Origin of the sequence: Kyrpidia tusciae DSM 2912 (assembly GCF_000092905.1) — a bacterium.
GTDB classification, from domain to species: domain Bacteria; phylum Bacillota; class Bacilli; order Kyrpidiales; family Kyrpidiaceae; genus Kyrpidia; species Kyrpidia tusciae.
On the sequence record NC_014098.1, the window covers coordinates 299675 to 321330 of the forward strand.

Consider the following 21656-nt stretch of genomic DNA (forward strand, 5'->3'; position numbering starts at 1 on the left):
GGAGATCTTTAAGCAATCTTCGTGCCAATCCGGACGGATCACAGCCCGTACCGTTTTTTCTTGCGCACCAGGGTGGCTACGTCAATCCCCAAAGCCGTGGCACATTCCCGCAAGGTCCTGTGCTTTATAAGTTGTTCTTGAAGATACCGCCTTTCGAACTGCGCAACCGCCTCTCGCAGCGTCAACCGGTCATCTGTGGGCGGGTGGAGTCGCTCTTGCACCTGGCCGGGAGCCGAGGGATCGCCACGGGTGATCTCGCCGGGCAGCGCCTCGACCCCAATCCGATCGTCTTCGGAAAGTACCACCAATCGTTCCATAACATTGCGGAGTTGACGGATGTTTCCCGGCCAGGAGTAGTCGAGAAGAGCCTGCAAAGCCTCGGGAGCGAGATACCGGTTCAGACCGAATTTGCGATTGTACTCGCCGAGAAAATAGGCGATGAGCGCGGGGATATCTTCCCGCCGATCCCGCAGGGGAGGGACCGTGACGGTGAGTACGTTCAGGCGGTAGAACAAATCTTGTCGAAATGCTTTTTTTGCCAACAGGTCTTTGATGTCGGCGTTCGTCGCGGTGATGACCCGTACATCCAAAGGCGTGGGTCGGGTTGAACCGATCCGTTGCACCTGGCGATCCTGCAAAACCGCCAGGAGCTTAACCTGCAGGGCCAGGGGCATCTCGCCGATTTCATCGAGAAAAATCGTCCCCCGATGGGCAAGCTCAAACATGCCCGCCTTTCCCCGGCGATTTGCCCCGGTAAAAGCCCCTCCTTCATATCCAAAAAGTTCGGATTCGAGCAATTCCGCCGGGATTGCCCCACAGTTGATCTTGACGAAAGGGCGCTCCTGCCCATTTTCCCCTTGGGCGTGGATGTATTTCGCCAACACGTCTTTGCCGACCCCGGATTCGCCCAGAATCATCACCGGCGAATCGACGGTGGCCGCCCGGGCGGCGAAAGTGAGGATTTTCTCCATCACCGCGCTGCGATACACCAGGGCCTCGTCAGCCTTATCACCGATCAGTTGCACCCGGAGGGGTGCCCGCAGTTCGGCTTGGGTGCGCATCGCCTCCACTTCCCGGCGCAGGCGGTTGAGTTCAGTGATGTCCCGGACACTGGCCACCACGTACAGCAAAGCCCCTTCTGTGTCATATACCGGGATACCGGTGACAATCGCCTCGATTCCACTGTAATAGTGGATGATCGTGTTGTGGGGTTGATTTCGACGGATGACCTCGGCCACACAGGAATTCGGAAGAAAATGTTGGTCCAACAGTTCCCACACCGATAGACGCCGGGCGGCGTCGACAGGAATCCCGGAAATGCGAAGGAACGCTTCGTTGAAATACAGCGGGTTGCCGATGTTGTCTGTAATATAGATTCCGTCATAGGCGTTGTCGATCAATTGGTGCAACAGAAGCCCGGAATGGTCATCCAAGGTACGATGAACGGACGGGGCCAAGGGGGTTCCTCCTCATCAGTGAAATCGCCGCGGGGGCGGGGGTGGAATGATCGTAATTATCACGAATTCTACACATGATTGTAGCATTCCTGCGCACGATTGCCAATCATGCATACGCAGAATTGCCTATGCCGATAGGCGATTGTGCTGTTCTGGATGCCCAAAGGTTTGGCATGATCTTTGCGTTTATCAGCTTCATTGGAGACAATTGCGGACCGGGGGAAAATTTCCGCTGCACTCTGTAGACTTCCAAATCACATTATCGGGGGGGATGAACGCCTCATGAGCACAGCCCGGATTCTTTTCGCGAGCCTCATCGGATCGGTCATCGAATGGTATGACTTTTATCTGTATGGTTCAGCCACAGCTCTGGTTTTTTCGACATTATATTTTCCCACTCATGATCCCGCGGTTTCCATCATCCTGGCCTTTGCCACTTTTGGAGCGGGTTATGCCGCCCGACCTCTGGGAAGTGTACTTTTTGGTCACTTCGGCGATCGCCTTGGCCGTAAAGCCGCCTTGATGTTCACTTTGATGGGGATGGGAGGAAGTTCCACACTCATTGGCCTGCTGCCCACCTATCAGCATATCGGCCTGTGGGCCCCCGCCCTTTTGGTTCTCCTTCGCTTAATCCAGGGGGTCGCTCTGGGGGGTGAATGGGGAGGTGCGATCCTTCTCGCTACCGAAAATGCCCCCAAAGGAGTGCGCGGGCTATACGGGTCGATTCCGCAAATGGGGGTGCCCGTGGGTCTGGTGTTGGGGACGTTTGGCCTGGCGCTGATCAACCACTTTACAACCAACGCACAGTTCATGGCCTGGGGATGGCGAATTCCATTTTTATTCAGCATTTTTCTCGTGGTGGTCGGCCTTTGGATTCGCGGCGGCGTGGACGAGACTCCAGTTTTCAAGGCCCAGAAACAAAGCGGAGATGTTGCCCGGGTTCCCCTGATTGACGCTTTGGTGCACGATTGGAAAAATGTTCTCCGGGCGATCGGGTTGAAGCTGGGAGACGGGTTTGTCAACGTGTTCACCATGTCCTACGTACTCACTTTTGCCACGATGTATCTTGGGTATTCCCGGGGTGACGCGTTGAACGCATTGACTCTGGGTTGTGCCACGATGCTGATCGTCATGCCCATCATCGGATATTATTCTGATTATATTGGAAGAAAGCGCATTTACATCTCCGGATTAGTTCTGCTACTGGTGTTGTCCATCCCTTATTTTGCCTTAATGGCCCAACATGTCATTTGGCTATATCTCATGGAGGTCATCGTGCTGGGGATCGTATGGGGGGCCATCTTCGCCACTCAGGGGACATTTTTCTCGGAGCTGTTTCCCGCAAAGGTCCGGTACACGGGATTGTCGGTGGGATACCAGGTGGCTGCGGCCATTGTCGGTTTTGGGCCTCTGGCATGGACGGCCATGGCAAAAAATTTTGGCCCGTCACCATGGGTATTCGGGGGGTTTTTTATCGGAGGGCTGATCATCTCCCTGGTTCTCAGTTTGTTCTCGCCGGAGACCAAGGAGATCGCCTATTCTCGAACCGAGCTCACTGCCGAGAATTAAGCCGCTTTCTGTTTAGCATATGAGTCATCCGCCGCCCCGGGGAGTGTGCCGGGGCGGGCTCTTTCAACGTGGTGTAGTCCTGAGAAGCGGGCATTGTCCCCTTTCCCCGAATGGCCCGTCGCGACGCCCGGGATCTTGAACGGGGGACACCGTGTCAGGGGATGTTCCTACAAATCCACCTGGTGGTGGGGGCGTGGCTCTTTTCTGTATTTCCCTGGAAATACGTCACAATCCACGAGTTGCCGAAAGGTGTCGTGATGGCGAATCAGATGGACCTGACCGGAGGTGCGAATCATCGCGGCGCCGGCCCGGGGAAAGCTGTTGGCTTCGGACATATATTCAAGCACGTAGGCGCCGGTGTCCAAAAAGGCCAAACGGTCTCCGGGGCGCGTGTTCCCCGGAAGGAGATAGTACTCGCTGCCCTGGGCGCCGTCGCGAAAATAATCCCGGTGGTCGTACAAGGGGCCGCCGATTTTGAAGGGGACATCGTGAGTTTGTTCTGCCCGGGTGACGGACAAAGCGGCCCTGTTGCTCGGTTCCCCGGGCCACTGAGGAAGGATGTTGAGTCCGGCATCGACGATTAACCAGCGCACGATATCGGTGATATTTCCTTCTTCGTCCCGAATCGATTTGCTTTTTACCTGGCGGACGGTGGTCAGCAATAGGCCGGCGTTCGCAATGAGCCGCTCGCCGGGAGACAGAACGAAACGCAGCGGCCGGTCGTACTGGGTCAAGAGCTCCGCCAAGGTCCGCGCGGCCAGCAGATCCTGATCCAATTCTGCGGCGGCTTCATCCGAGGACGGAAGATCTAACTCCTGCACCTGAAGTGGCAGTTCTCCCCCCAGGAAGAGAACATCCCCATCCACCCCGAGCCGACTTCGAATCTGTTCTAACAGTTCTAGGGCGATCTCGCCGACTCGACGTAACGTTTCGGGTTTCCACCGGTAGGTGCCGACCTGCACATGAAGACCCCGGATACGTATGCCGGGATAATTAAGGGTTTGCTCGGCGAAAGAAAGCAAGTCATGACGATCGATCCCGGACTTTAGATAATAGGGAGTGGGTGGCCGATGGTTGGGGAAAGACAGCACGGGGTCGACTTCCAACAGAATGTCGGCCGGGCGCGCCATGCGGGTACCCAGCGTGGACAACGTCTCGATTTCCGACAGGGAGTCCGTACTGATCGCCCGTACCCCTCGTTCCAAGGCATGGGAGAGAAGTTCCGGAGGTCTATCTGCTCCGGCGAGCAAGATGCGTTCTCCACTGAAACCTGCGGTGAGAGCCTTTTTGAGCTCTCCCATAGAGCCGACCTCGACCCCGATACCGGTCCGACCGATGGCTTGAAGAATGGCCAGATTCGAAGAGGCCCGCAGCGGAAAGAACAGGTCGGCGGGTACGTGTTCGTAGTGAAAGGCGTCGTGGAGTTGACGGACATTTCGCCACAGATGGGATTCGGAATACACATACAGTGGCGTGCCGAAGCGATCCGCCAGTGCCTCTAGATCGACATCATCCATAGTTAGCCGGCCATTGCGAATGAGCATGTTCCGTCTTGTCAGTTTATCGAACAGGACCATGGCGATCCCCATCCCCCTCGGCACCTCTGTTGCGCTCCCCTTTGAATTGAAGCGATTTGTACCCTATAATTCACCATATCCCTCTGCTCCTTGCTCCCCCAAGAGACAAATGGAGGAAAAATGACTGGTTCAGGTGGTCGATCTCATGTGATGCGTATGCACAGTTGGGAATAGTTGATTTGAACTATTACCTTGGATTGACATGATGCCCTGGGGGGTATATACTGCATCCATAAATATACTCTCTCCGGTATCGGAGGTGCGAGATTGCCCCCGGTTTAGATCGCAGACGTGCGGGAGGCGCACGAGCTTCGATCAGGTCACGTACCGGGAGCTGTGAATGTGCCGCTGAGCCGATTGTCTCGCGAATTGCACCGCATCCCAAAGGATCGGGAGGTGGCCTTGATCTGTCGAAGCGGCCATCGAAGTGTTCAGGCGGCACGAATCCTGAAAAAGGCCGGGTATGCCCGGCTCTGGAACGTTCGGGGCGGGATGATCGCCTGGAATCGACGGCTCCATTCAAAGCGGAGCCGGTGAGTGCGGTGAAAAACATGAAAAGATAGGGCCGCGCCGCGGCTCGTGAAGGAGGATTTCGGATGCGCGAGTGGAGTGGCGAGGACCTATGGCGCCGGATGCAGGAGGGGACTGCCCCCCGGATTATCGACGTGCGGGAACCGGTAGAGTATTATGAACACGGGCATATCCCTGGAGCGGAATTAATCCCGATGGGCGAGATTTCTGCAGCTCTCGGCCGAATTTCAAAGCACGAGGAGATTGTTTTTGTCTGCCGGTCGGGCAGCCGAAGTGGCTATGTGTGCCAATTCCTTCAGCGGTTGGGGTACGAGCGTGTCATCAACCTGGCCGGTGGCATGATCTACTGGCCTGGAGCGGTGAATTACGGACCTGAATCCGAAGGTGCGTGAGCAGGTGCCTTCCGGAGCGGACAGTGCCGTCAGCCGCTCGGCAGGATGTTAGAGCCTGGACCCCGGAAAGCGTCCCAGGCGTATCGTAAACCACTTCGGGGTATGGTATAGTCAACAGTGAGGTGTTGGACCATGGAATACACAGATGCGATGAAGAATCGCCTGAAGCGCATCGAGGGTCAGGTTCGGGGCATTATGGGCATGATGGAAAAGGAGCAGTCCTGTCGAGATGTTGTCACGCAACTGTCCGCAGTTCGGGCGGCGATCGACCGGCTCATTGTATATGTGATCGGATCGAACATGGAAATGTGCATCCGGGACGAAGTTGAGAACGGCCGCCCTGCGGACCAAGTGATTCAAGAAGCCATTGAACTTTTGATGAAAAGTCGCTGATCGACACCGCTTCGCGGCAACGGGGAAGGATAAGGACGGAAGGAGGAGGAATATGTTTCATTATACGGTGACCACCGACAAATCCCTGGAAGAGTCTGTTCGCGCCCTGGAGGAATCCCTCAAAGAGCGCCGCTTTGGTGTGTTGTGGCAGATGGACATCCCGGAGAAACTCCGGGAAAAGGGGGTATCTTTTGATACCCCGTACCGAGTCCTGGAGGTATGCAATCCCCAGGAGGCGGCTAGGGTACTGGGGAGGGAACTGCTGGTGGGGTACTTCTTGCCTTGCAAGATTGTCGTCTACCGGGACGGGGAAAAGACCAAGATCGGTCTGCCCCGGCCGACCATGCTGCTCGGCCACGCCTCGGAGGACGCCGAGTTGCGGGAGATCGCCCAGCGGGTGGAGGAGCAACTCACTGCAGCCGTTGATGCGGCGGCCCGCTGAAAGTCGACATGTAAGGGGTGAGGGCGTGGGACATCGATTTCATCCCGACCACATGGACCGATTGCTTGGGGAGGAACGGAGGGGCGTCCTGCCTCCGGATCGAATTCTCGACCTCTTAGCTCCGAATCCCGCAGATACAGTGGCGGATATCGGGGCCGGGCCGGGGTATTTTACCCTTCCCCTCGCCGAGCGGACCCAGGGGACGGTGTATGCCATAGACGTGGAACCGCGGATGTTGGAAGTGTTGCAGAGCCGTTGGCCAGGCGGGATGCCGGCGAGGGTGCGGCCGCTCGTCGGCGCGGCTGACGATTTGCCCCTGCCCGACGGATCGGTGGACCGGCTCCTCTACTCATTGGTGCTTCACGAAGTAGATGCTCTGGATGAGGCCCTTCAAGAAGCGCGACGCGTGCTCAGGCTCAATGGGAGAATGGTGGTGATCGAATGGCACCCGGAGGCGACAGACCAGAAAGGGCCCCCCAAACAGGAACGATTAAATCCCGATCGCTTGGCTCAGCAAATGATGCGGTGCGGACTGAAGGTGGAGAGTCTTCTGGACGTCAGTGCGTTTCATTACGCTCTTGTGGCCGCACCTCAAACGCATGCCCGCTGACCGGGTTCGCCTCATGGTTGGCTCGGCGGGTGCGTTGCGGCTGGTGCCCCGGGCAACTCGTGTTTTTCGCCGTGGCGGCAGCGGTTCTGGTGATGACCGTCGTCGCCCGATTGTTGCATTAACCGAGACGAAGGAGGGAGCGGGGTGACCGGCAAGCGCAAGAGCGGCATGGGGTTCACGATCTTTGTCGTGGTCGTGCTCCTCATTGCCGTGGCCGTCGTCATCAATGTCACGAAATCGAACGGATCCGAAGCCGGAGCGGGGGGTGGTGCGGCCCTGCCGATTAAAGGATACCAGGCTCCGGATTTTACTTTGAAAACGTTTGACGGACAGGCTGTGACATTGTCCCAGATGAAAGGCAAGCCGGTATTCTTGAATTTCTGGGCTTCCTGGTGTCCCCCGTGCCAGGCGGAAACGCCAGACCTCGTGGAAATGCATAAGAAATACGGCGATAAGATCGCCTTTTATGGCATCAACCTGACGCAACAAGATGACCAGCAAAAAGCCTTGGATTTCATCAAAAACTACAAGATTGATTATCCTGTCCTCTCGGATGCAGAGGGCAAGGTGTCTGATCTGTACCGGGTACAGGCCATCCCCACCAGCGTGTTTATCGCTCCGGACGGCAAGATCGTCGAGTTGGTTCAGGGACTGATGACGAAACAGGATATGGACCGGTTATTCGGGGAATTGGCATCGGCAAAGTAGAAGATTGTCCGGGGGCTGAACACGGGACAGGCGTGTGCCGGCTGACGCGAGGCGCGAAGGCCGATGGCGGGCTCCGGCGGCCTCCGGGGTAGGGAAGGTGATAATCGTGTCGGAACCGGTGACCCTGTGGCTGGCGTTTGGCGCAGGATTGCTTTCCTTTGTCTCTCCCTGTGTATTGCCCTTGTACCCTTCGTATATTTCTTACATCTCCGGCGTGTCCTGGGGGGAAGGTGCCGATCGCGCCGAGGCGCGAAGGCGGGCCTTGAAGTATGCGGTTTTTTTTGTGCTCGGGTTTTCCACCGTTTTCCTAGCTCTAGGGTGGTCTGCCAGCCTCATCGGCCAATTGTTTGTGGAGTATAAAATGTGGCTGCGGATCATCGGCGGGATTGTGGTCATCTTCATGGGCATGGTGATTGCCGGGTGGATTCGATCGGACTGGTTGATGCAGGAGAAAAAATGGACGGTCAATCGCAAACCGGTGGGGTATTTTGGAGCCTGGTTGATCGGAGTCAGTTTTGCCGCCGGCTGGACGCCGTGCATCGGCCCGATCCTGGCCTCGGTGTTGGTCATGGCGGCCAACGAGCCCGGCCGGGCCCTCCTGTTCATGGCTCTTTACGCCTTGGGATTTGCACTGCCCTTTTTGATCCTGGCTTTTTCCCTCACCTCCTGGAAATGGCTGCAACAAAAGTCAGGCGTGGTCAGCAAGGCCGGCGGGGTCATCATGGTGGTCATGGGATTCTTGTTGCTGACGGATTCCCTGAGCACGATTACGGTCTGGCTCACGAAGTTGTTCGGCGGATTTACCGGCTTTTAACTGCGCTTCGCCTTCATGGCGCCGCGAGACAGAAGGAGCGGATCCGGTCCACCAGTATGTCGGGACATTCCACGTGGAGAAAATGGCCATATCCTTGTAGGACCTCCAATTTGGCCCCGGGAATGCCTGCGGCTGTCTCCCGGGCGGAGGACAGAGGGGTTATGCGGTCCTGGTCTCCTTGGAGGATCAGAGTGGGCGCCTCGATCCGGTGTAGCTGATCTCTCAAATCAAAGCCGGCCAGAGCCCGGGATGCGACGCGCAGAATCTCGGGTTCCGGGCGCGGATAGCCCTTCATACGGCCGACGACGGTCATGAGGGGCGTTTTTGTTCCCACGAACTCCTTGATGGGGATGCCGCCCCGAGGGCTCACGAGCCGCCCCGGCCGCTCCGGGCCCGCAGCGGAACGGGTGGAAATGAGGACGAGAGAGCGGCAGTGCTCAGGGTGGGCGATGGCAAAAGCCTGGGCGATGAAGCTTCCCATGGAGTGGCCCACAATGTGCGCCCTCTCGATCTCCAGGGCGCGCAGGAGGCCTGCCAGATCGGCCACGTGGTCGTCCAAAGTGTAGGAAGCCGGGTGGGTGCTCTCGCCGTGTCCCCGGCAGTCATAGACCAGAGTCTCAAAATCTGCCGCCAGAGGCGGGGCGACGTGGTTCCAGACGATGCGGCTTCCCGCCATTCCGTGGATAAACACCATTGGCGGGCCGGATCCTTCCAGGGTGTAAGCGATATCGATGCCGCCTAAGTGGGCTTGGTTTTCCATGCTGTCCACTCCTCGCGTTTGGCTTTTAGGCTCCTCATAAATACCTGAGGAAGACATACAGGTGGGCGATGGCAATCGAGAGGACCATCAAGGGAAAACCGACCAAGAAGAAGCGCAGAAAGGTAATTCCCTGTCCCTCTTTGGCCGCCATTCCCGCTACGATGACGTTGGCACTTGCACCGATCAATGACCCGTTTCCTCCCAGGCAGGCTCCGAGAGACAGACTCCACCATAGCGGATCCAAATTTGTCAAGCCCAAGGATCCCATTTCCTTAATCAAGGGAATCATGGTGGCGACAAAGGGAATGTTGTCCACGAAGGTGGAAGCGATGGCACTCACCCATAGAATGAGCAATGATGCCCCAGCGATATTGTTGCCCGTCCAACTAATCACCTGTTTGGCCAATGCGGTAATGACTCCGGTGACCTCGAGGCCGGACACCAGTACAAATAGACCCACGAAAAAGAAGATTGTCCCCCACTCGACGTGGGCCAGAGCCTCCTCGAGATAGCGCTCACCCGTAAGCAGAAGGAGCAGGGTCGCCCCTGATAAAGCGATCGTTGCCGATTCAATGTGAAGGATAGGGTGCAAGAAAAACCCGAGCATCGTGAGAAGCAACACAACAACCGATTTCTTTAGAAGGGTGATATCGGTGATCTCGGCTTTTTCATCCAACTCAAGTATTTGCTGTCTTACATCCTCGTCGGCCCGGAGATATTTTCGGTAAATCAGCGAAAGGACCCCGAGGGTGACGACAAGAATGATGAGAGAAATACCCGCAAGGTTGGTGATAAAATCCACAAATGTCAGCTCTTTGACCGCCGTTCCAATCATGATATTGGGCGGATCACCGATCATGGTGGCCGTACCCCCGATGTTCGAGGACAGGATCAACGAAATCAAAAAAGGTATCGGCGGCAACGCCAACCGGCGGACAATGCTGAAAGTGACTGGGACCATGAGAAGTACCGTCGTCACATTGTCCAGAAACGCGGAAGCGATGGCTGTGATCAGATTCAGGGCCCAAAAAATTCGCATTGGGTCCCCCTTTACGGCTTTCGCTGCTCGGATTCCAAGATATTTGAATACACCGGTGCGCCCGGTGATGTTGACGATAATCATCATTCCGACCAGTAATCCGATGGTTCCAAAATCAACGTGCTGTATTGCCGTTTGTTGGTCCACAACTCCGAGCAGGATCATGAGGATCCCGCCAACCATCGCGATAACCGTCCGGTGGATTTTCTCGCTGATAATCACGGCGTAGGTCAGCAAAAAAATTCCTATCGCCAACAGGGCTTGATGTTCCATGTCTCTTTCGGCCCACCCCTTTCTCTCGCCGTCAGTGAATCAGATACCGGAGGTACACATATGCGGCGCTGATCGCGATCGATAGGATCATCAAGGGAAATCCGAGGATGAGGTACTGCACAAAGGAAATCCGGTGTCCTTCTTTATCTGCCAACCCCGCTACGATCAGATTGGCACTGGCCCCGATTAGGGTTCCATTCCCTCCAAGGCAGGCGCCGAGAGATAAGCTCCACCACAGCGGATCCAAGTTTGTGAGGCCCATGTGTCCCATTTCCTGGACCATCGGGATCATGGTGGCGACGAAGGGGATGTTGTCCAAAAACGCGGAAACAAGGGCACTCATCCACAGAATCAGCATAACGGTCGCATTCAATCTCCCCCCCGTTAACTCCAGGGCAGCCCGGGCCAAAGTTTCGATCACACCCGTTTCTACGAGACCGGCAATGATCACAAACAGACCGGTAAAAAAGAAAATCGTGGTCCATTCGACCTTAGCTAGGGCCCTCTCCACTTGCTTTTCGTCGGTTAACAGGAGAAGCACAAAGGCCCCGGATAAAGCGATGGTTGCACTATCCAAGTGAAGCTTTTGATGAAGAAAAAAACCGAAAATCGTCAAGGCCAAGACACTGAGGCTCTTTTTCAATAGCACGGGATTTGTGATTTCAGTTTTTTCCTCCAGTGTCATCAGGGTCTCTTTGCGTTCAGCCGACGCGTCAAGAGATCGGCGAAAAATAAGGGCCATTAATCCGATGGTCACCACTAAAATGATCGCGGAAACGATGCCTAAGTTATTGATAAAATCAAGAAACGTGAGGTTTGGGTTTGCACTTCCGATCATGATGTTTGGCGGGTCACCAATGAGGGTGGCGGTACCGCCAATATTGGAAGCCAAAATCTGTGCCATTAAATAAGGGTAAGGGGAGATCCCCAGTCGTTGCGTCACGTTAAAAGTGACGGGCACCATCAGCAAAACCGTTGTTACATTATCCAAAAATGCGGATACCACCGCGGTGACGACTGCCACTGCGACTAAAATCAGAATCGGCTCACCCCTGGCTTTTTTGGCTGTCCAAATCGCCAAGTATGAGAACACCCCGGTTTGCGCAGTAATGTTTACGAGAACCATCATTCCGATTAATAAACCTAGCGTATTAAAATCAATGTGATGGATGGCCATGTCCTGGTCGACGATGCCTAATAAAATCACCAGTGCCGCTCCGACCATACTGATGATCGCACGGTGAACCCATTCGGATACGATAAACGCATAGGTGATCACAAAAATTCCTACGGCCAATAGAGCTGTATGATCCATCATGTCCTCCGGCGCGCCTCCCCTGCTACTATACCACATGGAGCCTAGGTTATACCAAAGCGTTTTAGTGGCTGCCTTTGTAGCTTGTCCGCATGGGCTCTAACTCCGAAAAGGACACCAGATCCACTAAATTTGAAAAGAGGAAGCAGGTTCGGTAATATAGGCGTGAAATGACCGCGGCGGTTAGGAAGAGTATTTCGATGGCATCGTCATATGGGCTTGATATCCGAGCTGTCCGCTGTGCCAAGGGAGGTGGGGCATGACGTTGGGACAGAATATCCAATCGGTTCAGCTGGCAAAGAGGCGCCCGGAGCTTCTGGAGCGCCGTCTCAAAGAGGCGATTCTGGTGCTGGACGGGGCAATGGGGACGATGATCCAGCAACAAGGCTTAACAGCCGCGGATTTTGGCGGCGAGGCCCAGGAGGGGTGCAATGAGGTCCTCAACTTAACCCGTCCGGACGTCATCACCTCCATCCACGAGGCCTATCTCGAAGCCGGGGCGGACATCATTGAAACCAATACGTTTGGGGCCACCCGGGTGGTGCTGGCCGAGTACGGGCTCGAGGGGAAAGCCTACGCCATCAACCGGACGGCGGCGGAGTTGGCCCGGCGGGCGGCGGATGGGTACAGCACGCCGGATCGGCCGCGTTTTGTGGCCGGGGCCATGGGTCCCACCACCAAAACCCTGTCGGTGACCGGGGGGATCGATTTTGACACCCTGGCGGCAGCCTACGCCGAACAGGCGAAGGGGCTGCTGGACGGCGGAGTGGACCTCCTTTTGGTGGAGACCGCCCAGGACACCCTTAACGTCAAGGCGGCGGGCGTGGGGATCCACCGGGCTTTTGCTGAGCTGGGTTTTGAAGTGCCGGTGATGATTTCCGGGACCATCGAACCCATGGGGACCACCTTGGCCGGCCAGGGGATAGACGCTTTTTATGTTTCGGTGGAGCACCTTCACCCCGTCGCCGTGGGGCTCAACTGTGCCACGGGGCCGGAGTTTATGACCGATCATCTGCGGACGCTCAGCGGGCTCGCGAAGACTGCGGTCAGCTGCTATCCGAACGCGGGGCTGCCGGACGAGGAAGGCCACTACCACGAATCCCCCCAGAGCCTCGCCGAAAAAATGGCGGGGTTTGCGCGGCAGGGGTGGGTCAATGTGGTGGGCGGGTGCTGCGGAACGACCCCGGAGCACATCCGGGCCCTGGCCCAGGCCGTCCGCGGGCTTCCCCCGCGCACCCCGGCGGCGGACCATCCGCCGGCGGTGTCCGGAGTAGAGGCGGTGTTCCTCGAGGGCGACAATCGGCCGCTGTTGGTCGGGGAGAGGACCAATGTCATCGGGTCCAGGAAATTTCGCGAACTCATCCAATCCGGGCGGTTCGAAGAAGCGGCGGAGATTGCCCGGGCCCAGGTGAGAGGCGGCGCGCAGATTATTGATGTATGCCTCGCGGACCCCGATCGGGACGAGTACGCGGACATGGACCAGTTTCTCAAATATGTGACCAGAATGGTCAAAGTGCCGCTCATGATCGACTCCACAGACCCCCGGGTCGTGGAGTTGGCTCTTCAGCGCTCCCAGGGGAAAGCTATTATCAATTCGATCAATTTAGAGGACGGGGAAAAGCGTTTTGCCCAAGTTGCGCCTCTCGCCCGGCGCTACGGCGCGGCGGTGGTGGTGGGGACCATCGACGAGGAGGGTATGGCGGTGACCCGGGAGCGCAAATTGGCGGTGGCCCAACGCTCCTACCAACTTTTGACTGAAGAATACGGGATTCCCCCGGAGGACCTGATCTTTGATCCCCTGGTATTCCCGGTGGGGACCGGGGATGAGAACTACGTCGGGGCGGCGGCGGAGACGGTGGCTGCCCTCCGTATGCTGAAGGAGCGGTTTCCCCGCAGCGCCACCATCCTCGGGATCAGCAATGTGTCTTTCGGCCTGCCTCCCGCTGGCCGGGAGGTGCTCAATGCGGTATTCCTGTACCATTGCACCAAGGCCGGATTGGATTACGCCATCGTCAACCCTGAAAAGCTTCAGCGCTACGCCTCCATTCCCGAAGAGGAGCGCCGCCTGGCCGAGGCGCTCCTCTTTGAAACGGGACAGGAGACCCTGGCCCGGTTCCACGATCGCTTCAAAGACCGACCCGCCGGCCCGCCGGTGCGCCGGGAGACCCTCTCCCTGAACGAGCGGCTGGCCCGCTGTGTGGTGGAAGGGTCGAAAGAGGGGCTTTTGGATGATCTCTCCGAGGCCCTTCAGAGCGCCTCTCCCATAGAGATCATCAACGGGCCGTTGATGGCAGGCATGGATGAGGTGGGGAGGCTCTTTAATGACAACCAGCTGATCGTGGCCGAGGTGCTCCAGAGCGCCGAGGTCATGAAGGCGGCGGTGGCCTATCTCGAACCGCACATGGAAAAGGCGGAGACGGCGAAAAAAGCCAAGATCCTCCTGGCCACGGTCAAGGGGGATGTCCATGACATCGGCAAGAATCTCGTGGAGATCATCCTTAGCAACAACGGGTTCGAAGTGGTGAATCTGGGCATCAAAGTGGCGCCGGAGGTGTTAATCGAGGCGGTCCGGCGTGAGGAACCCGATGCCATCGGTCTCTCGGGCCTCCTCGTGAAAAGTGCCCAACAGATGGTGGTCACGGCCCAGGACCTCCGGGCGGCGGGCGTATCCCTGCCCCTTCTCGTCGGCGGTGCGGCATTGACGGCGAAATTCGCTTATACTCGTATCGCCCCGGAGTACGAGGGGTTGGTTCTTTATGCCAAAGACGCCATGGAGGGGCTGGAGATCGCCAATCGGTTGGTCGACCCCGAGGGGCGTCCGGAGTTGGAGAGGAAGACGGCAGAATTGCGGGCCTCCCTGACCGACCGCCCAGCCGCTCCGGCCGTTTCAACCGGTTCCAGGCCGAGGAGGTCATCGGTGAGTCGCACCGTTCCTGTGGCGGTCCCTCCGGATTGTCGCCGCCACCTGTGGCGGGATTATCCTTTCGACCACGTTCAGCCTTACATCAATCTCCAAATGTTGCTGGGCCGCCATATGGGGCTGCGGGGGAACGTGGACAAGCTCCTCGCCGAGAGGGATCCGAAGGCCGTGGAGTGGGTGGAGCGGCTGAATGCCTTGATTGCCGAAGCCAAGGGGGAGGGGTTGCTGCGGCTTCACGCCGTGTACCAATTCTTCCCCAGTCAGAGCGAAGGAGACGACATCTTGATCTATGACCCTGAACAGCCGGGTCGAGTCATCGAGCGGTTCACCTTCCCTCGCCAGGGGAGGGAGCCGTATCTTTGCTTGTCCGATTACGTGCGACCGGTGGAGAGCGGAGAAATGGACTATGTGGCCTTTTTTGCCGTGACGGCCGGTGCCGGGATCCGGGACAAAGCAGAGGAGTGGAAGGCTCGGGGGGAATACGTGAAGTCCCATTTTCTACAAGCCCTTGCTCTGGAAACGGCCGAGGCCTTTGCCGAGCGGCTGCACGGGATGATTCGCGACCTGTGGGGATTTCCGGATCCGCCGGATATGACGATGAGGGAGCGATTTCAGGCCAAATATCGCGGGATTCGGGTGTCTTTTGGGTACCCGGCCTGTCCGAATTTAGAGGATCAGGCGAAACTTTTCCGCTTGTTGCGGCCAGAAGAGATTGGGATTCGACTGACAGACGGCTTCATGATGGACCCCGAGGCTTCGGTGTCTGCCTTGGTCTTCAGTCATCCGGAAGCGGTGTATTTTCGGGCAGACGTAACCTAGCTCGGTCCGGCTGCCCGGACCGCCTGGCCCTGGAGGCCGGGCCGGTTCAGCTGCGGTCATTGTTGAACTTTAATGCTGGAGTATTACAATGAGGCGCTCAAGCGGGGAGGCCATACCCCCCATGTGTTGGAACGGGCCTTTTCCTTCCACCAACGCTTTCTAGAGCACGGATCGATGCAGGTGAGAAGCCAATCGGTCGGTCGATGCTGAAAGACGGAGTGCTATGCGGTCAGCTCCCGGAACAGGGATGGAGCGACGGGGCAACGACTGGTCGGATCGGAGAGGGCGAGGAAGGGGGGTTGAGATGGAGGGCGGGCCGTCGGGGGACCGACGGCCCAGAACCCAGGCCAGATCACGATGGCCGGTTCAATGTGCGCCCACGTGAATCTCCCGGGCGTGAATCAAGGTCGTGGTCTTGTCACCCTCAAAATTTACTTGGCAATAGTCCACCAGGTAGTTTTTCCCGGATAAAGACGGTTCCTCCGTCCCTTCCGGAGGCTGCTGACCTTGGAACTCAAATCGGATGTGTTCGGTTTTGTCAAAAACGGACAGAGCCCCGTGAGTTCCGTCTCCCCGGGAATACACCTGTTCCAATACGACGATGGTCTGTCGCGGCAATACGACGATGCCGGGCAAGACGACTTTTAGATTCAATCCTTTTCACCTCAACCACGCGGATTATCTTCTTTTCCATGTTCCGTCAATCCGGACACCTTGTCAAGTGAAGGGCATGCGGGGCATTTTTTGGATAAACTGTGTCCAAATTGCAAACGATGTGCGACAGATGTCGAATCCCCCCGGTGGACGGCCCTTCCTGGGACTGGCGGTCGGGCGCATGGGAGTGTATCATTATATTAAGCAAAGTGTAGCGTTGGAGCGAGGCCCGGTCATCGCTGCGGGGTGGCACGGCTTTTCCGGGCGATGAATTCGACGGAAGGGGATGGGACGGTGGGGTACCGACTGCCGTTGGTTACAGCAGTGACAATATACATTTCGATGGTCATGGGTGCTTTGGTGGTGGGCCTGAATGCGGGATTTGTCTGCCCGGACTGGCCCCTCTGTAATGGACAGTTGATACCGCCGCTTGATGGCCTCGTCCTGGTCGAATACACCCATCGCCTGGTGGCGGCCGCGGTTTCACTCCTGGTGTTGGCGGTAGCTGTAGTCGGTTTCCGCAACCGGAAGCGCTTGGATCGTTTGTCGAAGTGGCTGCTCGGGATCACCGTCGCCAGTATCTCGGTTCAGGTGATCGCCGGGGCGTTGATTGTGGTGTTGGTCCTGCCCGGCGCGTTCACCACCATCGATGTGGGCAACAGCATGATTCTGTTTGCGACGATGGTGGCTTTGACGGTACACTTGAGGCGGTCCGCTGGATCTGGAACCGCCGTTGCCCCCCGGGAGATGAATACGAAAGACCGGCGCTTGATGCGGGCGGCGTGGATCACCGCCGGTGCGGCTTTTGGGGAAGTACTGTTGGGCGGGTATTTTCGCCATTCCGGGGCCGGGGAAGCGTTATTCGGCAAGGGGACCTACCTCGCGAGTCATCAGCAGTTCATGATTCCGTCGAAGATTTTCTCCACAACGGTGTTTGCCCTACACATCCTTTTTTCCTTCGTCGTGGCGGCGTTAGCGGTTTGGCTGTTGACCGAGGCGGTGCGAAGCGCCCGGGGTGTCAAGACCGTCGTGCTCTACCTCAGCCTATTGGTGGCTGAGATGGCGGCGGGGGCGGTGGCGTACCTGTTAGAACTCAATGTGGCCTCGGTGACCGTGCATTGGTCGGGGGCGGCGCTGGTCGTCGGGCTCGGGTCGTATCTGGTGACCGGCTTGTGGCACGATCTGCACGGTCAACAGATCAATCCTGGGCACGAAACAGTGGTGGCCAAGGGGTCTTCGGACGGCCTGACGGCCGGGGGCCGGATGTGACCGGAACGGTGGTGAAGGTTGAGGACGCACGATGTACAGAAAGGAGGGGGAAGGATGGAAAGGCCCGCGGCCTATGATTCTCCGACCCCCGCTCAGATAGAATCCGATTCTGCAGCGGAGCCGCAAGAAGTCAGCCGTTCCTGGAAAGATTATGTTTCGATCACGAAGGTAGGAATCAATGTCGCCAACTTGTGGACGACGTTCGCGGGGTTGTGGCTGGCCGGCCACGGGCGTATCGACGGGTACACCACAGTGGTGACCCTGGCGGGTACGGCCCTCGTAGTGGGGGGTGGGGCCGCCCTCAACAATTGGATTGATCGGGATATTGATCGGGTCATGCCTCGCACGGCCAAGCGGCCACTGGCCAACGGCCGGATTCCAGCCGTGCAGGGACTATTGCTCGGTTCGGCCATTTCTCTGGCAGGGTTGGTGCTCCTCGCAGTGGGCATCAATGGTCTGGCGGCGCTCACGGCTTTTATCGGCTGGTTTACTTATGTCATCGTCTATACGTTATGGTTGAAGCGAACCACCACCCTGAACACCGTGGTCGGGGGAATCGCCGGTGCTGTTCCTCCTCTCATCGGCTGGGCGGCGGTGCGGGGCACGTTGGACCCATCGGCGTGGATTCTTTTTTCGATCATCTTTCTCTGGCAACCGCCCCATTTCTTTGCCCTGGCCATGAAAAGGGTGGATGATTACCGAGCGGCGGGAATCCCCATGCTGCCGGTGGTACGGGGGTTCGAGCCGACGCGGCGCCAGATGCTCGGTTACACGGTGGTGCTGTGGCCCGTCTCACTGTTGCTCTTTTGGACCGGGGCTGCGGGGTGGTTGTATTTGATTCCGGCGGCGATTCTCGGCGGGATCTACGTCGGAATGAGTCTATGGGGCTTTCGAACGTCCGAACCGATGAAGTGGGCCAATGGAATGTTTCGTTATTCGTTGATCTATCTCATGGCCATCTGCGCAGCGGCCATCGTCGGCGTGGAATAACTCTTGTTGAAGGGAAATGGGCCTCCCTCCTTCCGGGGGAAGCCCATTTTTCGTCGGCTGGAGCCCACTGCCCTGTGGGCGGGGCCGGAGATCGTGGGCCCACACCGGCCAGGCGCTTGTCACACGGGCACAGCCTGGGCGACGTAATCTCCGTAGACCCATCCGTCTTGGCCGCTTGGCAGGCGGACGTGGTACCAGTTGTTGACTATCGCTGGCTTGCCTCCGGCGGTGTTGACGGGGGTGAGGAGGGTGCCGGCGGGAACCTGGGTGATGACGCTGAAGGAGAGACCCGGTCCCCGGCGGACGTTGAGGGCGTCGTCCACCCGGGTGACGAGCACGTGATCGAGTTGCAGGTACTGGCCGTATACCCACCCTTTTTGCCCGCCAATGTCCACCTGAAACCAGCCATCCGGGGATCGCTGCAACGCCGTCACCGAAGTCGCGGGTGGCAGCACAGTGATGACCCGGCTTGAGGTGCTGGGGCCTTCCCGGAGATTGACGGCGTCGGTCGTCTCGCCCTTGAGACCTGCGGGCAGGGGGGTTGGCACCCCCGAGCGGTCTCCGAGCTGGGAACCGAGGATAGGCAGGCCGGTACCGGTGCCGGGCCGGCCCGGGTTTGGAGGCGGCAAAGTGCCGCCGGAGTTGGCGGGCGCCGGAGGTGGATCTGCGATGGGTCCGGGAGGCGGCGGGGCGGAAGCGGGAAGCGTCGCCGCCCCGCGGTAATCCTCCGGCCGATACGGGCGCATCTGTTCCATCAGGGCGGCGATCTTCTCCGCCCAATCGGGATCTGTGGCGTAGTGGACATTCATGCCGTCTAAAGTTGGCGAACCTCCGTACCACCGCCCGCCGGAGTCCAAATACTGGTGCCGGACGAAGTAAGCGATAAAGCGGATCGAGTCCTCGTAACTCGCGAAGGTGGCGGCGGCGTTGTACGGGTCGCCATCATAGGCCCCGTATCCGAACAGATTTTTCTTGTCGAGGGCGATGGAAGACAGTCCCCACCCGCTCTCCAGGATCGCATGGGCGGCCAGGTATTGGGCGTTGACCCCGTATTGTTGCCCGGCCTGCACGAAGGCGTTCCCCATTCCAACGAGTGGGCTGTCGGGGTGGTGCTCCCGAATAAACTGGTCGATCTCCTGGCCGGTGATCTTGGCCGGCAGTCGGAGGTCCAGGGTTTCAAAGGGAGGCTCCCACACGCCCACTGGCTGATCGCCCGAAGGAGTCCGCCGGTAAAACCGATGTGCGGAGTCCCGTATGTAGATGTCTCCGGGCCGCATAAAGTCGGGTGCCGGTCCCACCACGATTGCCGCCTTGGGTGGCGCCCCCGGGATGCCGAACAGGTGCAAAAGAGTGCCCCCTTGAACCTCGTAATAATCCGGCCCATAGGGAGCAGGCCGATCCGGGACCCGGGTGGTCCCACTTCCATTCCCCGGTTGGGGTGAAGAGGTTGCGGCCCCAGGGGACGGTGTCCCTTGCCCATTCGCCGAGTAAGCGGGCGAGGGACTTTCCGTTGATGTCCCCGGGGCTGGTCCCGGCGAAGATCCACCGGGTAACGGGTTTGCCGACGCCTTTGTCGCGGTCGTCCCCGGGGGTAGGATCTGGGCGTAAACAGGCGGATGATCCACCGGGGTCGATGGGGCATTGCCCGGGGGGGAGTTGCTCGCTGTTTCTCCCCGAGAGGATAAACCGTCCCCGGAAGCCCCGCCCTGACTCGGAGCAGTCGTCGGGGGGTGCCGCCAAACCACAGTTCCGGTCAGGGCATTCAACACGACGGAATCCTGCACATTCTTCGCTTTTTGAACGGCTTGCTCCTTGGCCCAGGCAGCGTCCACCCACTCGCCGTTCCGAACTACCCAGTAGCCCAACATGGCGGCAGGGGCCGGATAGTTGTCCCATTCGTCTTCGCCGGTGGCCAGGTTGACGATCCGGCTGTGGTCCCACAGTTTCGCATAGGCCACGGCATCCGTCAGTGTAGGAAACTCTTTTAACCGAACGGCATATTGAAAGACGGCGTAAGAACCCTCCGCGTGGGCTGGGTGTGCTCCCGCCACGCCACCGGCCGTTCCGAGGACGAGCAACGGCCAGAGGTATCTCTTGCGCTTCACCGACACTGCCTCCCTTCAGTCCCTTGGCGTCACGTCGTTCCCAGACGGCGTTTGGCCGGCTGGGAAAGTCGTGTCTCACATCCTTGCAGGGGAAGGCCATCTACTACCTCACGACAAGAAATTCGTCCACAGAGAACGATTTTCCTCCCGGGTCGGGCAGAATTTGTCCTGTACAGATTCGGCCGTTCATGAGACACTAGCAATAGAGAGTTTAGGGGGAAGGAGATTCGAGAGGGAACGGGGTGCGGGGATGACGATTTTCGGGTTTGCATCGGTGACCCACGCGGATCTGACGGAATTTCTGAATACCGTGACGGAGATTTGGACGGAGCGCTTTTCTGGAGTGGCCAATGTCCACAAAGATGTGGAATTGGTGGATTTGTCGAATTCGCTGCGGCAATTGAACCTTGGGCCGATCGACAAGGCGGACCGACTGTTTTTGATTTGTTCGGGGAATCCCGCTCTGGCGGCCGGGCTGGCGGGGTTGCTTCATCACATTGAATCGCTTCACGGCAGTCGGGTGAATCTCGTTCTTACGCACTTGTCCGAAGAAGGGGTGGCCCAAGCCTTTAAACAGGCGGTGGACCGACCGATCTTCGGCATTGTCAAGGACACCCAGGACGCCCGGCGAGAGATGGAACAGTTGGTGGAAGCCCTGGTGTACGAGTATGTGGCGGTGCGCCTGGAAGAACGCCGGAAAGACGAAGTTCGGGACTTGGTGCTCCGGATTCTCGGTGCCCAGAGGCTGGTCGTGGGCCCCAGCCGGGGAATCGAAGCGGGGTTGGATCAGTTGGAACTTCCCTTTGGCATTCGGTGGATTTTCCAGGAATTCCTCCAGTTGCGCACCCGTTTGGGGCAACCTGTGGATAAGGCGTTGGAAGATCTGTTGCCCTTGGCCTTCGCGGGAGATGGGGGAGCAGTCCTCGCTCGGCAATTGGCCTTGGAGACGGAGGTCCTGCGGGTTTTGCGGGGTCAGCCGCCCCAATCTCAGGCGTAAGGACTGTTGGCCAAAATCTCGG

19 protein-coding genes are annotated in these 21656 nt (G+C 58.1%); 12 read left to right on the top strand and 7 right to left on the bottom strand.

Annotation, left to right across the window (positions count from 1 at the left end; all coding sequences use genetic code 11):
* Nucleotides 1-38: 38 nt before the first annotated feature.
* The gene (locus BTUS_RS01590) at nucleotides 39-1457 is read right to left on the bottom strand and encodes a sigma-54 interaction domain-containing protein (RefSeq protein WP_013074381.1); all 1419 of its coding nucleotides are present in this window, start codon (nucleotides 1455-1457) and stop codon (nucleotides 39-41) included.
* A gap of 282 nt (nucleotides 1458-1739) precedes the next feature.
* Between BTUS_RS01590 and BTUS_RS01595 the strand changes: the two genes are divergently transcribed.
* Nucleotides 1740-3026, top strand: a complete 1287-nt coding sequence (locus tag BTUS_RS01595; protein ID WP_013074382.1) for an MFS transporter — start codon at nucleotides 1740-1742, stop codon at nucleotides 3024-3026.
* A 167-nt stretch (nucleotides 3027-3193) separates the two neighbouring features.
* Here the strand turns inward: BTUS_RS01595 and BTUS_RS01600 are convergent, their stop codons facing one another.
* Nucleotides 3194-4627, bottom strand: a complete 1434-nt coding sequence (locus BTUS_RS01600; protein ID WP_013074383.1) for a diaminopimelate decarboxylase family protein — start codon at nucleotides 4625-4627, stop codon at nucleotides 3194-3196.
* Between the two features lie 267 nt (nucleotides 4628-4894).
* Between BTUS_RS01600 and BTUS_RS01605 the strand changes: the two genes are divergently transcribed.
* The 7 genes from BTUS_RS01605 (at nucleotide 4895) to BTUS_RS01635 (ending at nucleotide 8493) form a co-directional block, all read left to right on the top strand.
* Nucleotides 4895-5140, top strand: a complete 246-nt coding sequence (locus BTUS_RS01605; RefSeq protein ID WP_052300514.1) for a rhodanese-like domain-containing protein — start codon at nucleotides 4895-4897, stop codon at nucleotides 5138-5140.
* Nucleotides 5141-5199: 59 nt separating this feature from the next.
* A complete protein-coding gene (locus BTUS_RS01610) occupies nucleotides 5200-5526 on the top strand; it encodes a rhodanese-like domain-containing protein (RefSeq protein ID WP_013074384.1) in 327 nt (108 codons plus the stop codon).
* 132 nt (nucleotides 5527-5658) lie between these two features.
* Nucleotides 5659-5919, top strand: a complete 261-nt coding sequence (locus BTUS_RS01615; RefSeq protein ID WP_013074385.1) for a metal-sensitive transcriptional regulator — start codon at nucleotides 5659-5661, stop codon at nucleotides 5917-5919.
* A 52-nt stretch (nucleotides 5920-5971) separates the two neighbouring features.
* On the top strand, nucleotides 5972-6361 hold the full coding sequence (locus BTUS_RS01620) for a DUF302 domain-containing protein (protein ID WP_013074386.1): 390 nt from the start codon (nucleotides 5972-5974) through the stop codon (nucleotides 6359-6361).
* 25 nt (nucleotides 6362-6386) lie between these two features.
* Nucleotides 6387-6971, top strand: a complete 585-nt coding sequence (locus tag BTUS_RS01625; RefSeq protein WP_013074387.1) for a class I SAM-dependent methyltransferase — start codon at nucleotides 6387-6389, stop codon at nucleotides 6969-6971.
* A 144-nt stretch (nucleotides 6972-7115) separates the two neighbouring features.
* Complete coding sequence (locus tag BTUS_RS01630) at nucleotides 7116-7679, top strand: TlpA family protein disulfide reductase (RefSeq protein ID WP_013074388.1); 564 nt, start codon at nucleotides 7116-7118, stop codon at nucleotides 7677-7679.
* 106 nt (nucleotides 7680-7785) lie between these two features.
* Nucleotides 7786-8493 carry a cytochrome c biogenesis CcdA family protein gene (locus tag BTUS_RS01635; RefSeq protein ID WP_041303570.1) on the top strand — a complete coding sequence of 236 codons (708 nt, stop codon included), beginning with the start codon at nucleotides 7786-7788 and terminating at the stop codon, nucleotides 8491-8493.
* A gap of 13 nt (nucleotides 8494-8506) precedes the next feature.
* On the opposite strand, the gene BTUS_RS01640 is transcribed toward BTUS_RS01635, so the two are convergent.
* The 3 genes from BTUS_RS01640 to BTUS_RS01650 are packed head-to-tail and all read right to left on the bottom strand — an operon-like array spanning nucleotide 8507 to nucleotide 11880.
* Entirely contained in the window at nucleotides 8507-9253 is a 747-nt protein-coding gene (locus BTUS_RS01640) for an alpha/beta fold hydrolase (protein ID WP_013074390.1), read from the bottom strand.
* Nucleotides 9254-9287: 34 nt separating this feature from the next.
* The gene (locus BTUS_RS01645) at nucleotides 9288-10565 is read right to left on the bottom strand and encodes an ArsB/NhaD family transporter (protein WP_013074391.1); all 1278 of its coding nucleotides are present in this window, start codon (nucleotides 10563-10565) and stop codon (nucleotides 9288-9290) included.
* A gap of 31 nt (nucleotides 10566-10596) precedes the next feature.
* Nucleotides 10597-11880 carry an ArsB/NhaD family transporter gene (locus BTUS_RS01650; RefSeq protein ID WP_013074392.1) on the bottom strand — a complete coding sequence of 428 codons (1284 nt, stop codon included), beginning with the start codon at nucleotides 11878-11880 and terminating at the stop codon, nucleotides 10597-10599.
* Between the two features lie 259 nt (nucleotides 11881-12139).
* Here BTUS_RS01650 and metH point away from each other — a divergent pair, with 259 nt between their 5' ends.
* Entirely contained in the window at nucleotides 12140-15619 is a 3480-nt protein-coding gene (gene metH, locus BTUS_RS01655; RefSeq protein WP_013074393.1) for a methionine synthase, read from the top strand.
* A 366-nt stretch (nucleotides 15620-15985) separates the two neighbouring features.
* Here the strand turns inward: metH and BTUS_RS01660 are convergent, their stop codons facing one another.
* A complete protein-coding gene (locus BTUS_RS01660) occupies nucleotides 15986-16273 on the bottom strand; it encodes a hypothetical protein (protein ID WP_013074394.1) in 288 nt (95 codons plus the stop codon).
* Between the two features lie 294 nt (nucleotides 16274-16567).
* Here BTUS_RS01660 and BTUS_RS01670 point away from each other — a divergent pair, with 294 nt between their 5' ends.
* Both BTUS_RS01670 and cyoE read left to right on the top strand, forming a co-directional pair.
* Nucleotides 16568-17542 carry a COX15/CtaA family protein gene (locus BTUS_RS01670; protein WP_041303573.1) on the top strand — a complete coding sequence of 325 codons (975 nt, stop codon included), beginning with the start codon at nucleotides 16568-16570 and terminating at the stop codon, nucleotides 17540-17542.
* A 54-nt stretch (nucleotides 17543-17596) separates the two neighbouring features.
* The gene (gene cyoE / locus BTUS_RS01675; protein ID WP_013074396.1) at nucleotides 17597-18532 is read left to right on the top strand and encodes a heme o synthase; all 936 of its coding nucleotides are present in this window, start codon (nucleotides 17597-17599) and stop codon (nucleotides 18530-18532) included.
* 119 nt (nucleotides 18533-18651) lie between these two features.
* Here the strand turns inward: cyoE and BTUS_RS16600 are convergent, their stop codons facing one another.
* Entirely contained in the window at nucleotides 18652-20637 is a 1986-nt protein-coding gene (locus tag BTUS_RS16600) for an SH3 domain-containing protein (protein WP_013074397.1), read from the bottom strand.
* A 250-nt stretch (nucleotides 20638-20887) separates the two neighbouring features.
* Here BTUS_RS16600 and BTUS_RS01685 point away from each other — a divergent pair, with 250 nt between their 5' ends.
* The gene (locus BTUS_RS01685; protein ID WP_013074398.1) at nucleotides 20888-21634 is read left to right on the top strand and encodes a hypothetical protein; all 747 of its coding nucleotides are present in this window, start codon (nucleotides 20888-20890) and stop codon (nucleotides 21632-21634) included.
* Nucleotides 21635-21656 lie beyond the last annotated feature (22 nt).